Source organism: Nocardiopsis listeri NBRC 13360, assembly GCF_001570765.1.
GTDB lineage: Bacteria > Actinomycetota > Actinomycetes > Streptosporangiales > Streptosporangiaceae > Nocardiopsis > Nocardiopsis listeri.
In genome coordinates this window covers 1-20528 of the sequence record NZ_BCSH01000047.1, presented here as the reverse complement: position 1 = coordinate 20528, position 20528 = coordinate 1, and the positions used below count along the sequence as shown (strand labels likewise).

At 69.7% G+C, this 20528-nt stretch carries 19 protein-coding genes; 14 read left to right on the top strand and 5 right to left on the bottom strand.

Going from position 1 to position 20528, the window contains the following annotated elements; genetic code table 11:
• Positions 1-52: 52 nt before the first annotated feature.
• Positions 53-304 (bottom strand): hypothetical protein, encoded by a 252-nt coding sequence (locus NLI01S_RS15480; protein ID WP_067605011.1) that lies wholly within the window; start codon positions 302-304, stop codon positions 53-55.
• A 53-nt stretch (positions 305-357) separates the two neighbouring features.
• On the opposite strand from NLI01S_RS15480, the gene dnaE reads away from it, so the two are divergent.
• Positions 358-3531 (top strand): DNA polymerase III subunit alpha, encoded by a 3174-nt coding sequence (gene dnaE, locus NLI01S_RS15475; RefSeq protein ID WP_067605010.1) that lies wholly within the window; start codon positions 358-360, stop codon positions 3529-3531.
• A 51-nt stretch (positions 3532-3582) separates the two neighbouring features.
• Here the strand turns inward: dnaE and NLI01S_RS15470 are convergent, their stop codons facing one another.
• Positions 3583-3876, bottom strand: a complete 294-nt coding sequence (locus NLI01S_RS15470; protein WP_084392632.1) for a DUF397 domain-containing protein — start codon at positions 3874-3876, stop codon at positions 3583-3585.
• Positions 3877-3893: 17 nt separating this feature from the next.
• On the bottom strand, positions 3894-4745 hold the full coding sequence (locus NLI01S_RS15465) for a helix-turn-helix domain-containing protein (RefSeq protein WP_067605008.1): 852 nt from the start codon (positions 4743-4745) through the stop codon (positions 3894-3896).
• Positions 4746-4981: 236 nt separating this feature from the next.
• Between NLI01S_RS15465 and NLI01S_RS15460 the strand changes: the two genes are divergently transcribed.
• The 9 genes from NLI01S_RS15460 (at position 4982) to NLI01S_RS15420 (ending at position 13625) form a co-directional block, all read left to right on the top strand.
• Complete coding sequence (locus tag NLI01S_RS15460) at positions 4982-5548, top strand: ATP-binding protein (RefSeq protein WP_067605006.1); 567 nt, start codon at positions 4982-4984, stop codon at positions 5546-5548.
• Positions 5549-5678: 130 nt separating this feature from the next.
• Entirely contained in the window at positions 5679-6134 is a 456-nt protein-coding gene (locus NLI01S_RS15455; protein ID WP_223809260.1) for a hypothetical protein, read from the top strand.
• A 218-nt stretch (positions 6135-6352) separates the two neighbouring features.
• Positions 6353-6562, top strand: coding sequence for a hypothetical protein (locus tag NLI01S_RS25315; RefSeq protein ID WP_084392627.1), 210 nt, complete (start codon positions 6353-6355; stop codon positions 6560-6562).
• Positions 6559-6828: a type II toxin-antitoxin system RelE family toxin gene (locus NLI01S_RS15445; protein ID WP_223809259.1), complete on the top strand. Its 270-nt coding sequence runs from the start codon at positions 6559-6561 to the stop codon at positions 6826-6828. Before NLI01S_RS25315 ends, NLI01S_RS15445 begins: the two co-directional genes overlap by 4 nt.
• Positions 6829-7176: 348 nt before the next feature.
• Positions 7177-8091: a universal stress protein gene (locus NLI01S_RS15440; RefSeq protein ID WP_067604999.1), complete on the top strand. Its 915-nt coding sequence runs from the start codon at positions 7177-7179 to the stop codon at positions 8089-8091.
• Between the two features lie 290 nt (positions 8092-8381).
• Positions 8382-9896, top strand: coding sequence for a pyridoxal phosphate-dependent decarboxylase family protein (locus NLI01S_RS15435; RefSeq protein ID WP_067604997.1), 1515 nt, complete (start codon positions 8382-8384; stop codon positions 9894-9896).
• Positions 9893-11260, top strand: a complete 1368-nt coding sequence (locus NLI01S_RS15430; RefSeq protein WP_067604995.1) for a lysine N(6)-hydroxylase/L-ornithine N(5)-oxygenase family protein — start codon at positions 9893-9895, stop codon at positions 11258-11260. Before NLI01S_RS15435 ends, NLI01S_RS15430 begins: the two co-directional genes overlap by 4 nt.
• The gene (locus NLI01S_RS15425; RefSeq protein WP_067604993.1) at positions 11257-11823 is read left to right on the top strand and encodes a GNAT family N-acetyltransferase; all 567 of its coding nucleotides are present in this window, start codon (positions 11257-11259) and stop codon (positions 11821-11823) included. The genes NLI01S_RS15430 and NLI01S_RS15425 overlap by 4 nt, the downstream gene beginning before the upstream one ends.
• Positions 11820-13625, top strand: a complete 1806-nt coding sequence (locus NLI01S_RS15420) for an IucA/IucC family protein (RefSeq protein ID WP_067604991.1) — start codon at positions 11820-11822, stop codon at positions 13623-13625. The genes NLI01S_RS15425 and NLI01S_RS15420 overlap by 4 nt, the downstream gene beginning before the upstream one ends.
• A 9-nt stretch (positions 13626-13634) precedes the next feature.
• On the opposite strand, the gene NLI01S_RS15415 is transcribed toward NLI01S_RS15420, so the two are convergent.
• The gene (locus NLI01S_RS15415) at positions 13635-14003 is read right to left on the bottom strand and encodes an ArsR/SmtB family transcription factor (RefSeq protein WP_067604989.1); all 369 of its coding nucleotides are present in this window, start codon (positions 14001-14003) and stop codon (positions 13635-13637) included.
• 133 nt (positions 14004-14136) lie between these two features.
• Between NLI01S_RS15415 and NLI01S_RS15410 the strand changes: the two genes are divergently transcribed.
• Complete coding sequence (locus tag NLI01S_RS15410) at positions 14137-15240, top strand: NADH:flavin oxidoreductase/NADH oxidase (RefSeq protein WP_067604987.1); 1104 nt, start codon at positions 14137-14139, stop codon at positions 15238-15240.
• Positions 15241-15345: 105 nt separating this feature from the next.
• Positions 15346-17820: a PEP/pyruvate-binding domain-containing protein gene (locus NLI01S_RS15405; protein WP_067604985.1), complete on the top strand. Its 2475-nt coding sequence runs from the start codon at positions 15346-15348 to the stop codon at positions 17818-17820.
• Positions 17821-17827: 7 nt separating this feature from the next.
• On the opposite strand, the gene NLI01S_RS15400 is transcribed toward NLI01S_RS15405, so the two are convergent.
• A complete protein-coding gene (locus tag NLI01S_RS15400) occupies positions 17828-18586 on the bottom strand; it encodes an SDR family NAD(P)-dependent oxidoreductase (protein ID WP_067604983.1) in 759 nt (252 codons plus the stop codon).
• A 192-nt stretch (positions 18587-18778) separates the two neighbouring features.
• On the opposite strand from NLI01S_RS15400, the gene NLI01S_RS15395 reads away from it, so the two are divergent.
• The gene (locus tag NLI01S_RS15395; RefSeq protein WP_067604981.1) at positions 18779-19384 is read left to right on the top strand and encodes a TetR/AcrR family transcriptional regulator; all 606 of its coding nucleotides are present in this window, start codon (positions 18779-18781) and stop codon (positions 19382-19384) included.
• A 52-nt stretch (positions 19385-19436) separates the two neighbouring features.
• Positions 19437-20381 (top strand): alpha/beta hydrolase, encoded by a 945-nt coding sequence (locus NLI01S_RS15390; protein WP_067604979.1) that lies wholly within the window; start codon positions 19437-19439, stop codon positions 20379-20381.
• The last annotated feature ends 147 nt before the right edge of the window (positions 20382-20528 follow it).

Sequence of the window (20528 nt, the reverse complement as noted above, 5' to 3'; positions counted from 1 at the left end):
GCGGCCCGCCGCCACAGAAGTGTGGCAGCGGGCCGTGTCCCATGGCGGCGGGTCAGGACCGCCAGGTTCGCACCACGTGCAACACGACCGCGACCACGGCGAGGATCCCCCACGCCATTCCCTCGGGGGTGGACTCGGCCGCCCAGGCGGCGGCGACGATACCGAGCGCGCCCCACCCGGCGGCCTTGCGCGTCCGTTCGAAGTCCGGGCCGAGTTCGCGCGCGGTGGAGATCGCGGTGGCGAAGCGACCGTTCGCACTGGTCAGGATGCGGAGGTGAACGTCCTGCGCTACCATTTCGAACATAGGTTCGATAACGGCGTCTTCCCCTTCTGCCGGTCACGGAAGGGGTGTCACCGGTGTTCGCGCATCTGCGTTCGACGTCGTCGTTCTCCTTCCGGCACGGCACCGTGCCGCCCGCGACCCTGGTCGAACGGGCCGCGCTCGATCGGCAGCCGGTGCTGGCCCTCACCGACAGGGACGGGCTCTTCGGGGTCGCCGAACACCTTCGTGCCTGCGCGGAAAGCGGGGTGCGCCCCGCCCTCGGGGTCGACCTGGCCCTGGCCTCGCCCGAGGGCGGCCGGGTGGTCCTGCTGGCCCGCGGCGCCCGAGGCTGGGCGAACCTGTGCCGGCTGGTCACCTCCGTCCACCACTCCCCCGGCCCGGTGGCCGCCACCCCCGAGCAGATCGCCGAACACCCTGAAGGACTGGTGGTGCTGCTCGGCAACGACTCCGACGTGGGCCGCGCCATGGCCCAGGACCTGCCCGTGCGCGCCCGCGGCCTGCTGCACGCATGGCGGAACCTGGGTGTGGAGCTCGCCCTGGCCCCGCACGACCACGGCGCCGCCGGGCAACGCCGCACCGCCCGAGACCTGATCCGTCTGGCCGACGACGAACACGTGCTGGCGGTGCTCACCAACGCGGCCCGCTACCCGACCGGCGAACACGCCGGGGTGGCGCGGGCCCTGGACCGGATCCGCGGGCACGCCCCCGGCGGGTACCGACCCGAACCCCGCACCGACCGCGCGCACCTGGCCACAGGCGAGGAGATGCGCCTCATCGCGACCGGGGTGTGCGGCGGCGACACCGCCCGTGCCCGGCGCCTGGTCGCCCACACCCTGGCCCTGGCCACCTCCTGCGCCCTGGACCCCGTCGCCGACCTGGGCTGGGGCCGTCTCCACCTGCCCGAACGGCACGAGGCCACCGCCGAACTGCGCGCCCTGGTCGGCGACGGAGCCATTCGTATGGGGCGGGCCGCCGAGGAACGCGCCCGGCACGAACTGGAGGTCATCGACCGGATGGGACTGGCGAGCTACTTCCTCACCGTGGCGGACGCCGCCCGGGCCATCCGGGACAAGGACATCCGCTGCTTCGCGCGCGGGTCGGCCGTGGGCAGCCTCGTCGTGCACCTGCTCGGGATCTCCGCGATCGACCCCTTGGAACACGGACTGTCGTTCGAACGCTTCTGCACCCCGAGTCGGCCCGGCCTGCCCGACGTGGACCTGGACGTGGAGTCGGCGCGCAGGTTGGAGGCCTACGACGCGGTGATCGCCGCCCACCCTGGTGCGAGCGCGGCCGTGGCGATGATGGAGACCTACCGGGCCCGCAGCGCCCTGCGCGACGCCGGGACCGCCCTGTCCCTGCCCGCGGTGGAGGTCGACCGGATCGCCTCGATCTTCCCCCGGGTGCGCGCCTCCCGGATCACCGAGACCGCGCGCGAACTCCCCGAACTACGGAACCTGGACGGTCTGGACACCGCGCACGTGAAGAAGCTGTTCGCGCTGGCCGAGCGGCTGTCCGGGCTGCCCCGCCACGTGGCGATGCATCCCTGTGGTCTGGTGCTGTCCGACCACGCCCTGGGCGACCGGGTCCCCGCCCAGCCCTCGGGCGCCGGTTACCCGATGGTGCAGGCCGACAAGGAGGACGTGGAGCACCTGGGCCTGCTCAAGCTGGACGTGTTGGGGGTGCGAATGCAGTCGTCACTGGCGCACACCGTCGAGGAGATCGGCCGGACCGAGGGGACGCGCCCGGACCTGGAGTCCCTACCGGACAGCGACCCGGCCACCGCCCACATGGTCGGTGCCTCCCACACCCTGGGCTGTTTCCAGATCGAGAGCCCGGGCCAGCGCGAACTGGTGTCCAGGCTGCGCCCGCGCGGGGTCGCCGACCTGATCGCCGACATCTCCCTGTTCCGGCCGGGTCCCATGGGCACCGACATGGTCGGCGCCTACCTGGGGGCGCGGGAGGGCACGGAGCCGCCCCGGCTGCCCCATCCGTCTCTGGCCCCCGTGCTGGCCGAGACCGGTGGCGCGCTGCTCTACCACGAACAGCTCCTGCGCGCCCTGGACACCATGACCGGTTGCGGGGCCGACGAGGCCGAGGCGATGCGGCGCGCGCTGGCCACCGACCAGGGGCGTCGGGAGGTGGAGAGGCGGGTTCGTGTCCTGATGACCGCGCGCGGGCACGACGAGCGGACGATCGAGGACACCTGGCGACTGGTGGCGGCCTTCGGCAACTTCGGGTTCTGCAAGGCGCACGCCGCCGCGTTCGCCCTGCCCACCCACCAGTCCGCCTACCTCAAACGGCACTTCCCGGCGGCGTTCTTCGCGGGGGTGATGACCCACGATCCCGGCATGTACCCACGTCGGGTGCTGTTGCACGACGCCCGCAGGCTGGGGGTTCCGGTGCTCGCGTTGGACGTGAACGTCTCCGGCCGGCACTGGCACGTGGACACCGACGCCGAGGGACGGCGGGGCCTGCGGCCGTCCCTGTCGGACGTGGGCGCCCTCACCGGGGCCGAACTCGACCGGTTGCTGACGCGGCGACCGTTCACCGACCCGCGCGACCTGCTCGCCCGGGCATCCCTGTCCCGCGAGTCGGTGGACAACCTGGTGTTGGCCGGGGCCCTGGACTCCCTGGCCGGGGTCACCGGTGCACCCGGTGTCCCGGACCGGCGCGACGTCCTCGTGCACGCCCACACCCTGATCCGAGCGCACGGGGTGGACCGTGGGGGTGGCCACCGCGTCGTGGGGAGTACGGCCGACCAACTCTCGTTGGGCACCGGCCCCACGGAGGTACCGGTGGGGACGGGGACTCCGATGACGCACGACGAACGCGTGGCCGAGGAGCTGCGGGTGTTGGGTTATGAGCTGTCCGGTCACCTGTTGGACCGGTACGCCGAACACCTGGCCGCACTGGCCGCCGCCCACGACCTCGTGCAGGCCCAGGACCTGCACCGGGTTCCGGACGGGGCGCGGGTCATGGTCGCGGGGGTGCGGGTCTGCACGCAGACCCCACCCACACGGTCTGGGCGCAGGGTCGTCTTCACCACCGTGGAGGACCGGACCGGGCTGGTCGACGTGGCCCTGTTCGAGGACGCCCAACGGCACTCGGCCGCTGCGGTGTTCGGCTCTGATCTGGTGGTGGTCCACGGACGGGTTCGGCGGGCGGCTCCAGGATCGTTGCCCACCCTCACCGCCACCCGGGTCCGGTCCCTTGATGAGAACGCCGGCGCCTCATCCGGGAAGGGGTGAGACGCCGGCGTCGGTGCGGTTCGTTCGGGGAGGTCCGTTCAGGGGGAAGGGTCAAGCGCGGGCGGTGGTGAGGAAGGCGTCCCACTCGGAGGAGGGGAAGGGGATGTGTCCGTCGGTGGGGTGCTTGGAGTCCCGGAGCGCCGCACCACAGGGCAGGTCGGCGACCTCCACGCAGTCGCCGTTGACACCGCTGTGACTGCTCTTCCGGAAGCCGGTGGGGATGTGCGCGACCTCCACACAGTTCTGGTCATGGCCGCTGTAGCTGCTCTTATGGAAGCTGGGGAAGTGGGCGACCTCCACGCAGTTGCCGTTGACACCGCTGTAGCTGCTCTTACGCCACACCATCTCGTCGATCACTGTTCTCACTCTTCTAGACCTTGGAGGAGGCGGTTGATGAAGGTCAGGGACTGTGCTGGAGTCATGGCGCAGCTCTGCGTGCTACCGAACATGTCGTTGAACAGCCTGACTTGGTGGTCCTCTTCTAGGTACATGCTAGTTACAGGGGTTTCCAGGTAGGCGATGCTGGCATCCCGAGGGTCGAGGAAGTCCATGATCACGTAACTGCCCTCCGTGGAGGGATGTGCTCCCGAGGAGAACGGCAGTACGTAGATGTTGATGTTGTGTCGTGAAGCCATGTGCGTCAGGTGGCGCAACTGCTCGTGCATCACTTCAGGCGATCCGACCACGCGACGCAAGCAAGCCTCATCGACCAGCGCCATGAACGTCGGTGGATTGAACTTGCTCAAGAGTTCTTGCCGGGTGATTCGGGCTTCCACCCTGCGAGCGATTTCAGCATCATCGCGGACGAGATTAGCCCGGAAGATGGCATCCGCGTACTGAGGTGTTTGAAGTAGTCCTGGAATGACTTGAGACTCATATGTCCGAAATGTACATGCTTCAGCTTCGAAGTCAGTCAGCATTTGAGGGATGAGGTCCTTGTACTGCGACCACCAGCCCTTCTTGCTCGCCATCTTGGCCAGCTCCTGAAGGGCGACCCGCTTATCCGCATCGACCTCGTATAGGTCCATGAGCTTGTTCAAGGTCTTGACGGGAACGGTCCGCGACTCTGCTTGCTCGATCGCACCCAGACTGGACTTGCCCATGCCAGCTTGCTTGGCAGCTTCGACGAGGGTCAGACCGGCTTTGGCTCGTAGGCGTTTGAGCTCAGCCGACAGACGGCGTCGTCGAATACTGGGGCTGTAGGGAGTAGCCATGGAAGGAGCCTAACGGAAAAAGGATACCCCCGGAATCCGGGGAAACTTGTTGACCTCGCCGGAATCCGGTGGCAATATATGTTGCGTAGTCAGTGACTGACCCCTCACGCAGGGTCCATGTGACCAGGCTATGCCGTGCCCCTTTCCCTGCCCTGGGAAATCGTGAAGGTCGTTGACCTAGCGGGTGCGCCGAATTGTCCATTTCCCTCACCCTTGTGACAGGAGTTCTATTCGTCATGCCCGTAATCGCACCTTTGGCCGGTCTGCCCGACGTCACCCTCCCGCTCGGTGAACTCATCCCGCCGTTCCAGCGGCACTACTTCACCGGCCCCGACGACATCCGCTTCTTCAAGTCGCGTTGCTTCACCTTCGGCCGCTCGGTCCAGTACATGCCGCTGGTCCGCGCATTCCTGAACACCTGCGCCGCCGAGCGCGGCACCGACTACCGCTACCTGTTCACCCTGCTCGGCTCAGAGCTCGCCAACAACGCTCTGACCCACACCCGTTCCGGGCAGCCCTACGGCCACTACACCCTCAAGTGCGAACGCCGAGACAACGGACTACGCCTGACCTGCCGTGACCAGGGCAGCAAGCACACCGGCCAGGAGGAGCAGCCGAACCGGTTCGAGCACCTGACCACCCACGCCTCACGCCTGACCGGCGACGCCGAATCCGGGCGCGGACTGGCGATGATCGACTCCCTGTCCACCAACTGGGGCGACAACGGGTTCACCGGCACCCGACAGGTCTGGTTCTTCCTCGCCTACGACCTGTCCGGGAGCAGCTGGAACAGCCTGCTCTAACCACACGAGTCACACCAGCGCAGCACCACATCGCGCCGTAGACGCGAAACGGGCCCAGAAAGCGCGCCAACGCCTTCCGGGCCCCGATCCCAAATCCCAGACACTTCCAGATGTTCAGAAAGCAGGATCAGTGACGCATCCTATCCCCGCACCCCGCCCCTCCAGCGACCCGCTCTACCGCACCCGTCCGGGTCTGCCCCGGCGCGGTCCACTCATCGGTCCGGTCTGCCACACCTGCGCCCACCCCTCCTGCCGCCGGATTCGTGCCGAGGAGCTGCCCATTCTGGGCGGGCACAAGGCCGAGTACCGCGACGAACACGCCTTCGCCGCATCCGTCCAGGCCCGCAACCGACACTTGATCGTCTGGTACGGGGAGAAGACCGGATCGTTCTGGGTGGCCTCCTCCACCGGCCTGGCCGAGGTCCGCGACGCCGCGACCCTCACCCGCCTCCTCACCCCCGAACCGGAACCCGCGCCGGAACCGGAACCCGCGCCGGAACCGGAACCCGCGCCGACACCTCCGACCCCGTTCCTGCGGCCCTACCTGAACCCGACGAACCCGAACCTGAACCCGGTGCTGGTCTGAGCCAGGACAGCACGAGGCCGACGGGAACCGAAGTCCCCCGATACATCGAGAAGACCACGACCGGACCGGGTGGCGCCACCAGGGGCCACCCGGCCTGTGGACAACCCGGGGCACCTCCGTCATCCCGTTGCGCAGGCCACCGTCTCGCACCCTGAATTAGGGTGTGGTCAGGAGTAACTCACGTGTGGACCGGTCCACCGAGATCAGCGGGGGAAGTCATGAGCGCGATGCCCACAGAACCTGAGAACGGCCCGGTCGTGGGACGTGATTTGACCGGGTATGTGCTGGTTCCCGCGAGATGGGTCGAACACTACGAACAACTCCTCGAAGAACATGACGATGCCGAGGCAGTACGGATCTTGGAAGCGGTGAGGGCAGGTCGCGAGCAGGTTTTCACCCATGACGAGGTATGGGGAGACCAGGAGTGAGTCATCGGTACGAACTCCAGTACACCGGCACTGCGCTCAAGGACATCAAGAAGCTGGACGGTTCCGCCCGCCATCGGGTGCGTAAGGTGATCGAGGCGCTCGCCGAAGATCCTCGGCCGAGTGGCAGCGTTCCGATCAAGGGGCACGTCGACATGTGGCGTATCCGTGTAGGTGGTTACCGCATCCGCTACACGATCGATGACGGGGTCCTCGTGGTCCTGATCCTCAAGGTCGCTTCCCGTGGTGGTTTCTATGACGACCTTTGACATCTCGCCCGCCGTTCGCTCGATGGTCCTTTCCCGGCACCGAGACCTTGCGTCCGCTTCGGCGAATTCCGCTCCCACCGAGAGCTGATGGTCTCGATGGCCCTATTCGCCCTCAAGGGTGGGAGTGAAAAGCTCACGCTGGTCCACCACCTGGCCCACATGCACCAGAGGCAGGGAAAGCGGGAGCGGTGTTGATCTGAGCCGGAAGGCCCGACGCCGGGGGACACGTGGCACTTCCCACCTGGGCCCTTCCTCCCGATTCGCGCGCCACACCCACCTTGGAGAGGCGCGACGGGGCCCCATGAGGCACTCTCGAAGGGAAACCGCCGCTGAGGGGGAGGAACACGGATGGCCGAGAACGGAACGCCGAAGGTGGCCGTGGGCGTCGATGGGTCGGCGACGGCCGAGAGGGCCCTGGGCTGGGCCGCGTCCGAGGCCGCGCGTCGCGGGTGGCCTCTGCACGTGGTCCACGCCCTGGCCATGCCGTTGGTGATGTCGGTGTACGCCGGACCCACCCGGTTCCCGCCGAACGAGGAGATCACCGAGCAGGGGCAGCGAGTACTGAGCCGCGCCGAGGCCCACGTGCGTGAACTCGAACCGGATCTTGCGGTGGAGACCGTCCTGGCCTTGGAGGACCCGGCGAAGGCCCTGTTGAGGCGCACCGGGCCCGAGGATCTGCTGGTGACGGGTTCACGGGGTCTGGGCGCCGCGCGTTCGGCCCTGGAGTCGTCGGTGAGCGTCCGATTGGCCGCGCGCGCCGAGTGCCCGGTGGTCGTGGTGCCCGAGGGCGAGACCTCCGTGGTCACGGCCCCGCGCCGGATCGTGGTGGGCGTGGACGGTTCCGACTACTCCCGTGGCGCGCTGGACTTCGCGCTGCGCGAGGCGGCCCGGGCCGAGGGCGGGTCGGTGGTCGTGGTGCACGGCTGGCGGATGCCGTTGCCGTTCGACTCCGAGGAACTGTCCCGGAGTGGTTGGTCGCCGCCGAGCGACCTGTTGGACCAGCGGTCGCAGGAGATGGTCTCGGACATGCTCGCCCTGGTCCAGGACGAGGAGACCCGGCACGTGGGGGTCTCGGTCGTGCGGTTGGGCATCGACCCGGCCGACGCGCTGGTGGACACCGGTGCGACGGCGGACATGATCGTGGTGGGCTCCCGGGGTCGGGGCAGCGTGCGAGGGCTGTTGCTGGGTTCGGTGAGCCAGGGCGTGCTGCACCGGGCGACCGTTCCGGTCACGGTGTTGCCGCGGGCGATCCGCAAGCACTGACCCCGGAAGCGGAGCCACGGGCGGTCGGTACTCCATGGGAGGCCGGCCGCCCCGCCCGTTTTCCGTGCGGTGGGTACCGACGCGGGGATGCCCAAGGGCCGGATCACCTCGAAATATGTGACTATCGGTAGCCGAAACATCTCTTTTCGTAATACTCATCACAGTGCGTCGGTTGCCCACTTAGGTTAGCCTCCCCTGAGTTGGCTATCCCCAGGCCGACCTGCCCGATCCCCCGTACCGAGTCCGTGCCACGGGCTTCTTCGGCATGCCCGCCTTCAGAAGGACGATCCATGAGCTCTCCCGCGAGGTCCCTTGAGGATCCGCCCGGGTCTTTGGCCCCCGACCACAGGGACCAGCTGTTCGACGCCCGAAGCGCCGGCCGCTACCGCGACCTCTCCGCTGACGCCATCGACCGGGTCGCCGACCGCATCGCCCGCGTCGACCGCCCCTGCACCGGGGCCACCGCCGAAGACCTGCGTCCCGGGATCGAGTCCGTCGACCTCGAACGCCCCCTGCGCGATCCCTCCGCCGCCCTCGACGAGTTGGAGAGGCTCTACCTCGACGACGCCGTCTACTTCCATCACCCCCGCTACATGGGGCACCTCAACTGCCCGGTGGTCCTGCCCGCCCTGCTCGGCGAATCCGTGCTCTCGGCGATCAACTCCTCCCTGGACACCTGGGACCAGAGCGCCGGCGGCACCCTCATCGAACAGCGGTTGATCCGCTGGACCACCGACCGCATCGGCCTGGGCGACCGGGCCGACGGCGTCTTCACCAGCGGCGGCAGCCAGTCCAACCTTCAGGCGTTGTCGATGGCCCGCGACGAGACCCACCGCCGTGAGGGAGGCCGCCTGGCCGACCTGCTGCCGCGCATGCGGGTGCTGACCTCACGGGTCGGTCACTTCAGCGTCGCGAAGTCGGCCGCGCTGTTGGGTATGGGCTACGAGTCCGTCATCTCCGTGGCCTGCGACGACCGCCGTCGCATGCGACCGGACGCGCTCGCCGCCGAACTGCGCCGCTGCCGCAGCGAGGGCCTGTTGCCCATCGCGGTCGTGGCGACCGCCGGCACCACCGACTTCGGCAGCATCGACCCGCTCCCGCAGATCTCCGACCAGTGCGCCCGCCACGGCCTGTGGATGCACGTGGACGCCGCCTACGGGTGCGGGCTGCTGGTCTCGCGCCACCGCCACCTGCTCACCGGCATCGAACACGCCGACTCGGTCACCGTGGACTTCCACAAGTCCTACTTCCAACCGGTCAGCTCCAGCGCCGTGCTGGTGCGCGACTCCCGTTCACTGGGTCACGTCACCTACCACGCCGACTACCTGAACTCCCGCTCCGATGGCAGCACCCCGCTGCTCTCCCCCAACCAGGTCGACAAGAGCCTGCAGACCACGCGCCGCTTCGACGCGCTCAAGCTCTGGATGACCCTCCGGATCATGGGCGCCGACGGGGTGGGCGAACTCTTCGACCAGGTGCTGGACCTGGCCGTGGAGGGGTGGGCGCTCCTGGACGCCGATCCGCGCTTCACCGTGGTCACCCGGCCCACCCTGAGCACCCTGGTGTTCCGTTGCGCGCTGCCGGGGGTCGCCCCCGAGATCGCCGACGGCGCCAACCGGTACGCGCGTGAGGCCCTGCTGGCCTCGGGCCTGGCCGTGGTGGCCCGCACGACCGTGGACGAGCGCCCGTACCTGAAGCTCACACTGCTCAACCCGCGCAGCACCCGCCAGGACATCGCCGAGGTCCTGGACCTGCTCGCCGCGCACGCCGAACGCTACGTCGCCCAGACCGGGGGGACCCTTTGAGCAGCCGAATCCACGACTTCGCCGCCATCGGCGTCGGTCCGTTCAACCTGGGGCTGGCCTGCCTGAGCGAGCCGATCACCGAACTCGACGGGATCTTCCTGGACCAGAAGCCGGAGTTCGACTGGCACAGCGGCATGCTGTTGGAGGACGCCGAACTCCAGACACCGTTCATGTCGGACCTGGTCACCCTGGCCGACCCCACCTCCCCGTACTCCTTCCTCAACTACCTGAAGGAGACCGGGCGGCTCTATCCGTTCTACATCCGCGAGCGCTTCTACCCCTTGCGCGCCGAGTACAACGACTACTGCCGGTGGGCCGCCGCGAAGCTGGGCGAGACGGTCCGCTTCGGGCAGCGGGTGGACGGGGTCGAGTACGACGACGAACAGGGCGTCTACCTGCTGCACAGCACCGACACGGCCACCGGTGAGAGCGGGTTGTTCCGGGCCCGGCGCCTGGTGCTGGGCACCGGCACCCCGCCCTACGTTCCCGACTCCTGCCGGGACCTGCCCGGAGACGCCGTGCACAGCGGGGACTACCTGTTCGCCAAGGAAGGGCTCCAGGGCAAACGCGGCGTCACGGTGGTGGGCAGCGGGCAGAGCGCGGCGGAGATCTTCCACGACCTGCTCCAGGACGTGGACACCCACGGCTACGAACTGAACTGGGTCACCCGCTCGCCCAGGTTCTTCCCGCTGGAGTACACCAAGCTCACCCTGGAGATGACCTCCCCGGAGTACGCCGACCACTTCTTCGCGCTGCCCGGTGCGACCCGGGACCGCCTGGTCGCCTCGCAGAAGAACCTGTACAAGGGCATCGACACCGACGTCATCAACGCGATCTACGACCTGTTGTACGCCAAGAGCCGACGCGGACCGCTGCCGGTGCGGCTGATGACCAACACCGAGGTCATCGGTGTGACCCGGGACGAGACGGCGGCCGGGTACCGCCTGGAGCTGCGCAACTCCGACCAGGAACGCGACTTCGCCCTGGACACCCAGGGGCTGGTCCTGGCCACCGGCTACCGGTACCGGGCCCCGGCGTTCCTGGAGGCGATCTCCGACCGTTTGGCCTGGGAGGGCGAGGACCGTTTCCGGGTGCGACGCGACTATCGCGTCGACCGGGCCGCGCACGACGCCAACGGCCACGGGGGCGTCGGGGTTCCGGCGCCGGCTGGCGCGGTGTTCGTGCAGAACGCGGAACTGCACACGCACGGCTTCGTCTCCCCGGACCTGGGCATGGGCGCCTACCGCAACTCCTACATCCTGCGGGCGCTGCTGGGCCGCGAACCCTACTCGGTGGAGCGCTCCATCGCCTTCCAGGAGTTCGGGGCGCCCGTCGAGGCCGAGTTGGAGGCGAGCGAGCGATGAGTCGCACCTTTTCCACCGATGTGGGGACCTTCCGGGTCGCCCCCGTGGACCCCGACGCCGACATCGATCTCCTCCACGGATGGCTGACCCATCCCAAGTCGGCGTTCTGGCTGATGACCGACTTCTCGAAGGAGGACACCGCACGCTACTTCCGGTCGGTGCACGAGTCCGAGCACGAGAACGCCTACGTGGGCGCGTGGGAGGGTCGGCCGTGCTTCCTCGCCGAGCTCTACTCCCCCGCGCACGGCGAGGTGGCCCCGTACCACGACACGCTCCCGGGTGACGTAGGGATGCACTTCCTGGTGGCGCCCACCGACGCCCCGGTGCGCGGTTTCACCCTCGCCGTGATCACCACGGTGATGGAGCTGGCCTTCGCCGACCCCGCCACCGAACGCGTCGTCGTCGAACCCGACGTGCGCAACCACGCCGTGCACAGGCTCAACGCGGCGGTGGGCTTTCGGATCGAGTCCACCGTGCACCTGGCCGAGAGCGACAAGGACGCCCACCTGAGCACCTGCACCCGCCAGGACTTCCGGACGGCCACGAGAGGAGTCGCCCGATGACCATCGACCACGACCCGCGCGCGATCGTCGACCACCTGGCCCCCGAGCCGTGGGCCCGCGCCAACCGACTGCTGGTGCGCAAGGCCCTGGCCGAGTTCAGCCACGAACGACTGCTCTTCCCCGAACCCGAGGGCGAGAACGCCTACAGGGTCCTCGCGGACAACGGCGCCGAGTACCGCTTCACCGCCCACGTCATGGCGCTGGACCACTGGCGGATCGACGCCGACAGCGTCGTGCGCCGCTCCCCCGAGGGCGAGATCACCCAGATCGATGCGTTGGACCTGGTCATGGACCTGCGCGAGACGCTCGGGCTGAGCGAGGAGGTCCTGCCGGTCTACCTGGAGGAGATCTCCAGCACCCTGGCGAGCAGCGCGTTCCGGATCACCAAGGGGCAGCCCACCGCCGCCGAACTGGCGCGCTCCGGCTTCCAGGACATCGAGACCGGGATGACCGAGGGGCACCCCTGCTTCGTGGCCAACAACGGGCGGCTCGGGTTCGACGCCGCCGAGTACCGGGCCTACGCCCCCGAGGCCGGTGAACCGGTGCGACTGGTGTGGGTGGCGGCGCGACGTTCGCGCACCACTTTCTCCCACTCCACGGACACCGACCCCGACACCTTCCTACGTTCCGAGCTTGGCCCCGACCTGTTCGAGGCCTTCCGGGCACAGCTGATCGACCTGGGACTGGACCCGGCCGACTACCACCTCGTGCCGGTGCACCCATGGCAGTGGTGGAACCGGCTCGCCGTCACCTTCGCCGCCGACGTGGCCCGCCGTGACCTGGTGTGCCTGGGGCAGGGGCCGGACGAGTACCGGGCCCAGCAGTCCATCCGTACCTTCTTCAACACCTCGCACCCGGAGCGGCACTACGTCAAGACGGCGCTGTCGGTGCTGAACATGGGCTTCCTTCGCGGTCTGTCGGCGGAGTACATGGAGGCCACCCCCGCGATCAACGACTGGTTGGTCGACCTCGTCGAGGGCGACCCGGTGCTTCGCGACACCGGGGTGGAGGTGCTGCGCGAGCGGGCCGCGGTGGGCTACCGCGCCACGCACTACGCCGAGGCCGCGCCGAAGCGGTCGCCGTACCGGAAGATGATCGCCGGGCTGTGGCGGGAGAGCCCGGTGCCCAGGCTGCGCGCGGGTGAGCGCCCGGCGACCATGGCGTCGTTGCTGCACACCGACGCCGAGGGCGGTTCGTTCGCGGAGGCGCTCATCGTCGAGTCCGGGCTGGCGCCCACGGAGTGGTTGCGCCGCTACCTGGACGCGTACCTGGTGCCGCTGCTGCACTCGTTCTACGCGCACGACCTGGTGTTCATGCCACACGGCGAGAACGTCATCCTGGTGCTGCGCGAGGGGGTGCCGGAGCGGGTGCTGATGAAGGACATCGCCGAGGAGATCGCGGTGCTGGACGCCGAGGTCGAGCTACCCGGCGAGGTGGAGCGGATTCGGGCCCAGGTGCCCGAGGACATGCGGTCGCTGTCCCTGTTCACCGACGTCTTCGACTGCTTCCTGCGGTTCCTCAACGGGATCCTCGCCGACCGGGGCGTGCTGGCCGAGGACGACTTCTGGCGGACGGTGGCCGAGTGCGCGGCCGACTACCAGGCTTCGGTTCCGCACCTGGCGGAGCGGTTCGAGCGCTACGACCTGTTCACCGACCGGTTCGCGCTGTCGTGCCTGAATCGGCTTCAGCTGCGCGACAACCGGCAGATGGTGGACCTGGACGACCCGTCGGGGGCGTTGCGGCTGGTCGGAACCCTGGAGAACCCGATCGCGGCGTACCGTCCGGCGACCGTGCCGGGGTAGTTCCGGGGGTCAGGCGGGGTCGTCGGGGTGTTCCTCCCGACGACCCCGCTCGGCGTTCAGGACCGAGGCGAGCAGACCGGGGAAGCGTTCCTCCAGGTCGTCGACGCGCAGACCGCTCTTTCGGGCGGTGCCCACGTAGTACTGGCGGATGATCCCGGCCTCGCGCAGCACGCGGAAGTGGTGGGTGGAGGTCGACTTGCTCACCGGCAGCTCGAAGGCGACGCAGGCCATGTCCTCGTGCCCGTCGGCCAGCGCGCACACGATGCTCAGCCGGACCGGGTCGGCGAGGGCACCGAGCACGGTCTCCAGACGGAGCCGTGCGGTCTCGGGGTGCTTCACCCGGCGCCCGGACACGGTGACGGTTGCGGACTCGGACATGCTTCGACCTCCCGTGGTTGCCTCCCTCAAAGTACGAGAGTCCTCATAGTTTGACAATAGTCGTACTACGATGGTTATCGTACTTTGGCCGCCGTGATCTCCATGGCCGAAGTCGACCCCGAAGGAACCTTCCGTGAGCTCGTTGTTCACCCCACTGACCCTGCGTTCGCTCACCATCCCCAACCGTGTGTGGATGGCCCCGATGTGCATGTACTCCGCCGCCGCGGAGGGACCCGACACCGGTGCGCCCACCGACTTCCACCTCACCCACCTGGCCTCCCGGGCGGCCGGGGGCGCCGGGCTGGTGACGGTCGAGGCCACCGGGGTACGCGCCGACGGCCGGATCAGCCCCTGGGACCTGGGACTGTGGAACGACCGGCAGCAGGAGGCCTTCGCCCGCGTCACCGCCGCCATCCGTTCACACGGCGCCGTCCCCGCGATCCAGCTCGCGCACGCCGGACGCAAGGCCGCCACCGATCGGGCTTGGCTGGGCGGTCGCGGTCTGACCGAGGCCGAGGGCGGTTGGGAGCCGGTGGCGCCCAGCGCCTGGGCGTTCGAGGGTCTGCCGACGCCGCACGAGCTCACCGTCGCCGAGATCGACGAGTTGGTCTCCGACTTCGCCGCTTCGGCCGAGCGCGCCCTCGCCGCCGGTTTCCAGGTCGTGGAGGTCCACGGCGCCCACGGGTACCTGCTCAACTCGTTCCTGTCCCCGGCGGGCAACCGACGCACCGACTCCTACGGCGGCGACCTCGCCGGGCGCATGCGCTTCCCATTGCGCGTGGTCGAGGCCGTGCGCGCGGTGTGGCCCGAGGACCTGCCGGTGTTCTTCCGGGTCTCGGCCACCGACTGGATCGAGGAGAACCCCGAGGACACGCGTACCGGCTGGACCGGGGCCGACACCGTGCTCCTGGCCAAGGAACTCCAGGCCCGCGGGGTGGACCTGTTGGACGTGTCCACCGGCGGCATGGTGCACGACGCGCGGATCCCGGTCGGCCCCGACTACCAGGTGCCCTACGCCACGCGGGTGCGCGAGGAGACCGGGCTGCCCACGGCCGCGGTCGGGCTCATCACCGAACCCCGCCAGGCGGAGCGGATCATCGCCTCCGGCGCCGCCGACGCCACCATGCTCGGCCGAGAGCTGCTGCGGGACCCGTACTGGACGCACCGCGCCGCCCACGAGCTGGACGCGCGCGCGAACTGGCCGGTGCAGTACGGCTACGCGGTCGGTCGCCGCTGAGCCCCCGACCCCATCGCTCCCAGACGTGCCCGACCTCGACGGAGGTGCAAGGGGTCCTGCTCCGGGAACACTCTCCACGAAGGCGAGGCACGAGAGGGAGCGATCATGCGGGAACCGGACGCGACCGTGATCGGCCTCGACGAGGTGCGGCGGGACATGGGCGCCCTGGTGGGCGGCAAGGCCGCCGGACTCGGAGAGATGATCGCCGCCGGGGAGCGGGTACCACCGGGGTTCTGCGTGACCACCACGGCCCTGTCCCGCGGTGACGTACCCGCCCGGGAGATCGCCGAGGCCTACGGGCGACTGGGCGGCGGACCCGTGGCGGTGCGATCCAGCGCCACGACCGAAGACCTGCCCGAAGCGAGCTTCGCCGGGCAGCAGGACACCTACCTCGACGTCGACGGCGCCGACGCGGTCGTGGACGCGGTCCGCCGCTGCCGGGACTCCCTGGACAACGCGCGCGCCGTCGCCTACCGGGAGGCGAACGAGGTCGAGGAGGCCGACGCGCGCATCGCGGTGGTGGTGCAGTCGATGGTGGACGCCGCGACCGCCGGGGTCATGTTCACCGCCGATCCGGTCACCGGGTCGCGGTCGCGCACCGTGGTGGACGCCGTACCCGGGCTCGGGACGGGTGTCGTGGACGGCACGGCCGAACCGGACCACTACGTCCTCGACGAGGACCGGATCGCCGAGGGTTCGGGCGGATGCCTGTCCGGGGAACAGGTGCGCGCGCTGGCATCGGCGGGGCGGCGGCTACAACGACTCTTCAGCTCGCCCCAGGACGTGGAGTGGGCGCACGACCGCGACGGCGGCCTGTGGCTGTTGCAGTCCCGCCCCGTCACCACCCTCTTCCCGTTGCCGCCACAGGACGTGCCCGACCCACCCCGGCTGTACATGGAGGTCGGGAACATGCAGGGCATGCTGCGTCCCTTCACCCCCATGGGGATCTCCCTGCTCGAAAACGTGTGGACCCACGGGTGGCGGGCGTTCGGGGCGCCCGGCGAGACTGCGGGGTCGACACCGTTCATGGTCGACATCGGTCGGCGACTCTACGTGGACATCACCTCGCCGCTGCGCAACCCATGGTCGCGCTCCGGGTTGGCGCGGAGCATGGAGGTGTACGGGCCCCGGGTACGCGCGGCGGTGGAGCACCTGTACGACGACCCCCGGTTCGCGCCACGCCCCGGGCCGTCGGTCCCCGTGGGCACCGTGCTCGCGATGACCGCCGCCCTGCTGCCCCCGATCATGATCGGGTCGGGCCGTGCCCTGATCGACCCGCCCGCCGCACGGGCCCGGGCGTACGAGGCCGTGGAGCGGTGGCGTTCCCTGCGTGGACCGGGGTCCGAGGCCGACGCCGCCGAACGGGTGGAGTGGGTCCTGGATGACGCCTTCGACGCGATGCTCGGCCCGGACCTGGTGGAGGTGATCGGTCCGGTGGGTGCGGGATTGCTGACCATCATGGCCCCGGCCGCCCTGCTACGCGGGGTCGCGTCGAGGCAGGAGACCGACACCGTCCTCGGTGGAGCACCGCACAACGTCACCATGCGAATGAACCTGGAGCTGTGGCGGATGGCCGAACGGGCCCGCGCGCACCACGACCTGTTCACCGCCACCCCACCGGGTGAACTGGCCGAACGGTACCTGCACGGGGAGCTTCCGGACGTGGGGATGGCGCGGTTCCTGGACCGTTACGGGCACCGCACGGCGGCCGAGGTGGACATCGGGGTGCCACGTTGGCGCGAGGACCCCACCCAGGTTTTCGGCGTCATCGCCGAACACCTGCGTTCACCGGGCGGGGAACAGGCCCCGGACCGGCGCCACGCCCGGGCCGCGACCGTCGCGGAGTCCATGCTGGCGGAACTGGAGCGGCGGGCCGTGCGGGCCCGCCCGGTACGCGGGCTGCTCGCGGCGTTCCTGATGCGACGCTCACGCGAGCTGTCGGGCATGCGGGAGTACGCCAAGTTCGCGTGGTTGGTGCCGTTCGCCGAGATGCGACGTCAGCTGTCGATGGCCGGTGAGGAGCTGGCCTCGCGCGGGCTGTTGGATCGGGCCGAGGACCTCTTCTTCCTGGAGCCGGACGAACTCCGGGCGGCCGCGCGCGAGGACGTCGACCATCGGGAGACGGTGGCCGAACGACGCCGTTTCCACCGACGCGAACTGCGCAGACGGTCGGTTCCGGCGACCCTTCTGACCGACGGGACCGACGTGACGACGACCCTGCCGCGCCCACCCATGGTGGAGGGCGGGTTCCTGGGCGTGCCCGCCGCCCCGGGACGGGTCGAGGGGCGGGCCCGGGTCGTGCTGGATCCGGCGGGCGCCCGTGTGGAGCCCGGAGAGATCCTGGTCGCGCCCACCACCGACCCGGGCTGGACACCGCTGTTCATGACCGCCGCCGGTCTGGTCAGCGACACGGGTTCGGCGATCGCCCACGGTCCGACGGTGGCCCGGGAGTACGGGATCCCGGCGGTGATCTGTGTCCCGGACGCCACCACCGTCATCCGCACCGGCGACCTGCTGCGGGTCGACGGCGTGGAGGGCACCGTCACCGTCCTGGAGCACGCCCCCAAGGACGACGGATAGAGACCGGTCAGACGGCGGACCAGCCGCCGTCGACCGGCAGGACCACGCCGTTGACGTTGCTCGCCGCGTCGGAGGCCAGGAAGACGATGGCGGAGGCGAGCTGGTCGGACTCGGCGATCGCACCCATGTTGCCCATGTAGCGTCCCAGCACGGCCGGGCCCATGGCCTCGGGGTCGGCCTGGACGCTGATCCCGGTGGCGACGCCGCCCGGGGCGACCGCGTTGACCCGCACGCCCTGGTCCCGGTACATGATCGCGGTGGACTTCACCAGACCGACCACGGCGTGCTTGGACGCGGTGTAGGCGGTGCCCGAGGCTCCACCGCGCAGGGACGCCTCGGAGGCGGTGAAGACGATGGAACCCTTCTTCCGCTCGGTCATGTGCGGCAGGACCGAGCGGGTGAGCTGGAAGGGCGCGGTGACGTTGACCCGCATGACCCGCTCCCACACCTGGTCGGAAACGTCGGCGGTGGCGGACATGTCGTCCATGATGCCCGCGTTGTTGACCAGGACGTCGATCCCGCCGAGGCGTTCCAGGGCGGTGGTCACGACCTCCATCACCACCTTCGGGTCACCGAGGTCGCCGACGACGCTCTCGGCGGTTCCACCGGCGGCGCGGACCTTCTCCACGGTCTCGCGGGTTCCGTCGGCGTTGAGGTCGGCCACCAGGACCCGGGCACCGGCATCGGCCAGTTGCAGCGCGGTGGCGCGGCCGATACCGGATCCGCCTCCGGTGACGATGGCGTTCTTTCCGTCCAGACCCGTCATGGGGGTGCACCTCTTTCGTGTGAATGGCCTGCGATATTGTCACACTACGACTTTTTGTCGCTTAGCGACAAATATTCTTCGAGTGCTATCCGTCTCGATAGAGTGGGCAGCCCGCGAGAACACACCGAGGAGGGACCCTTGCCGCGCGCCGAGTCACCCTCCCCGGAAACGTCGAACCGGGGTCGCCCGCCCATGAGCGACCGGCGCAAACACATCATGCGCACCCAGATCGCCCGCGCGGCCGTGGATCTGTTCACCGCCAAGGGCGTCTCCGCGACCACCGGCGACGACATCGCGCACGAGCTCGGTATCTCCACCCGCACCCTGTGGCGCTACTTCCCGAGCAAGGAAAGCTGCGTGCGCCCGCTGCTCACCGGCGGCCTCGACCTCATGACGGAGCGACTGCGGACCTGGCCCCCGGAGCTGTCCCTGACCGAACACCTGGAACGGTCTGGCGCCCTGGCCGAGGACGCCGGAGTGCCATCGATGGCGTCGATGATCGACCTCATCCGCATGACCCGCACCGAACCCGGTCTCCGGGCGGTGTGGCTGGACGTGCACCACTGCGCGGAGGAGGTCTTCGCCGAGGCCATCGCCGACCGCGCGGGCCTGACACCCGACACGCTCTCCGTCCGGGTCGGCGCCGCCATGATCAACGTGGCCCTGCGGGTGGCCGCGGAACGGTTCGCCGACCATGCCGACCATGAGGCCGGCGACGAGGACGACAAGGACATGGCGGACCTGATCCGCGCGGCCCTGGAGGTGGTCGAAGACGGGCTGGGACCGTTCACCCGCTGACCACCGACACGGTGCCAGTCCCGCCCGACCGGCCCGACATCCAAGGAACCCGATGTCCCCCTTCCACCCCGACCTGACCCACGCACGCTTCCTTCCGCCCTTCCCCATCGGTACGCGTACGGCGCGCATGGCCCAGCGGGCCAGCGAACGCATGCGTCCGCCCCGCGCACCCGAGGACGTCCGGATCGAGGAGCACACCGTCCCCGGACCGCAGGGGGCGCCCCCGGTCTCCGTGCGCCTCTACCGTCCCCGCCTCCTGACCGGCCCGGCCCCCGCGCTGCTGTGGTCCCACGGCGGCGGGTACCTGTTCGGCAGCCCCGTCCAGGACGAGAACCGCAGCATCGGGTTCGCGCTCGACCTCGGGATCACCGTGGTCGCTCCGCGCTACCGCAAGGCGCCTCAGAGCACACATCCCGCCCCGGTCGAGGACGTCTACGCCGCCCTGTCCTGGTTGGTGTCGGGCGCCGACCGGATGGGCGTGGACCCCGGCCGGATCGCGATCGGCGGGGCCAGCGCGGGCGGCGGCATCACCGCGGCCCTGGCACTGATGTGTCGCGATCGGGGTGGCCCGACCGAACCCCTGTTCCAGCTGCTCGTCTACCCGATGCTGGACGACCGCACCACTTTGCGCTCCGACCTGGACGCGCTCCAGACCCGTATGTGGTCGGTGGCCGACAACCGGTTCGCCTGGCGGGCCTACCTGAACCGGTTCCCGGGCGGCGCGGGTGTCTCCCCCTACGCCGCTCCGGCCCGGAGCGAGGACCTGTCCGGGCTGCCCCCGGCCTGGATCGGGGTGGGCACGCTGGACCTCTTCCACGACGAGGACGTGACCTACGCCGAGCGGCTGCGCGAGGCCGGGGTGCCCTGCGCGCTCACGATCGTTCCGGGCGCCTTCCACGGGTTCGACGCGCTCTTCTCCCGGGCGGAGGTGGTGCGCGAGTTCCGTCGCACCCAGACCGAGGCCCTGCGCGCGGCCTTCACGGAGCGGTTCCCCTAGATGAGTAATTCCAAGGGGTGGGTGTGGGTGTGGGGACGGCCGGGGGCTGGGGCTGGTGGGTGGTGGGGCGACTGAGGCCGGGAGCCTTGGGGTTGTTGGGCGACTGGGGGGTGTGCGGGTGGGGCGCCTCGGGTGGGGGCTCTTCCG

What these genes read in the sequence shown, in the direction of transcription:
- NLI01S_RS15480 (WP_067605011.1), bottom strand. Translation starts at nt 304, where the DNA reads ATGTTCGAAATGGTAGCGCAGGACGTTCACCTCCGCATCCTGACCAGT.
- NLI01S_RS15470 (WP_084392632.1), bottom strand. Translation starts at nt 3,876, where the DNA reads ATGGTGTGGCGTAAGAGCAGCTACAGCGGTGTCAACGGCAACTGCGTG.
- NLI01S_RS15465 (WP_067605008.1), bottom strand. Translation starts at nt 4,745, where the DNA reads ATGGCTACTCCCTACAGCCCCAGTATTCGACGACGCCGTCTGTCGGCT.
- NLI01S_RS15460 (WP_067605006.1), top strand. Translation starts at nt 4,982, where the DNA reads ATGCCCGTAATCGCACCTTTGGCCGGTCTGCCCGACGTCACCCTCCCG.
- NLI01S_RS25315 (WP_084392627.1), top strand. Translation starts at nt 6,353, where the DNA reads ATGAGCGCGATGCCCACAGAACCTGAGAACGGCCCGGTCGTGGGACGT.
- NLI01S_RS15440 (WP_067604999.1), top strand. Translation starts at nt 7,177, where the DNA reads ATGGCCGAGAACGGAACGCCGAAGGTGGCCGTGGGCGTCGATGGGTCG.
- NLI01S_RS15435 (WP_067604997.1), top strand. Translation starts at nt 8,382, where the DNA reads ATGAGCTCTCCCGCGAGGTCCCTTGAGGATCCGCCCGGGTCTTTGGCC.
- NLI01S_RS15425 (WP_067604993.1), top strand. Translation starts at nt 11,257, where the DNA reads ATGAGTCGCACCTTTTCCACCGATGTGGGGACCTTCCGGGTCGCCCCC.
- NLI01S_RS15420 (WP_067604991.1), top strand. Translation starts at nt 11,820, where the DNA reads ATGACCATCGACCACGACCCGCGCGCGATCGTCGACCACCTGGCCCCC.
- NLI01S_RS15415 (WP_067604989.1), bottom strand. Translation starts at nt 14,003, where the DNA reads ATGTCCGAGTCCGCAACCGTCACCGTGTCCGGGCGCCGGGTGAAGCAC.
- NLI01S_RS15405 (WP_067604985.1), top strand. Translation starts at nt 15,346, where the DNA reads ATGCGGGAACCGGACGCGACCGTGATCGGCCTCGACGAGGTGCGGCGG.
- NLI01S_RS15400 (WP_067604983.1), bottom strand. Translation starts at nt 18,586, where the DNA reads ATGACGGGTCTGGACGGAAAGAACGCCATCGTCACCGGAGGCGGATCC.
- NLI01S_RS15395 (WP_067604981.1), top strand. Translation starts at nt 18,779, where the DNA reads ATGAGCGACCGGCGCAAACACATCATGCGCACCCAGATCGCCCGCGCG.
- NLI01S_RS15390 (WP_067604979.1), top strand. Translation starts at nt 19,437, where the DNA reads ATGTCCCCCTTCCACCCCGACCTGACCCACGCACGCTTCCTTCCGCCC.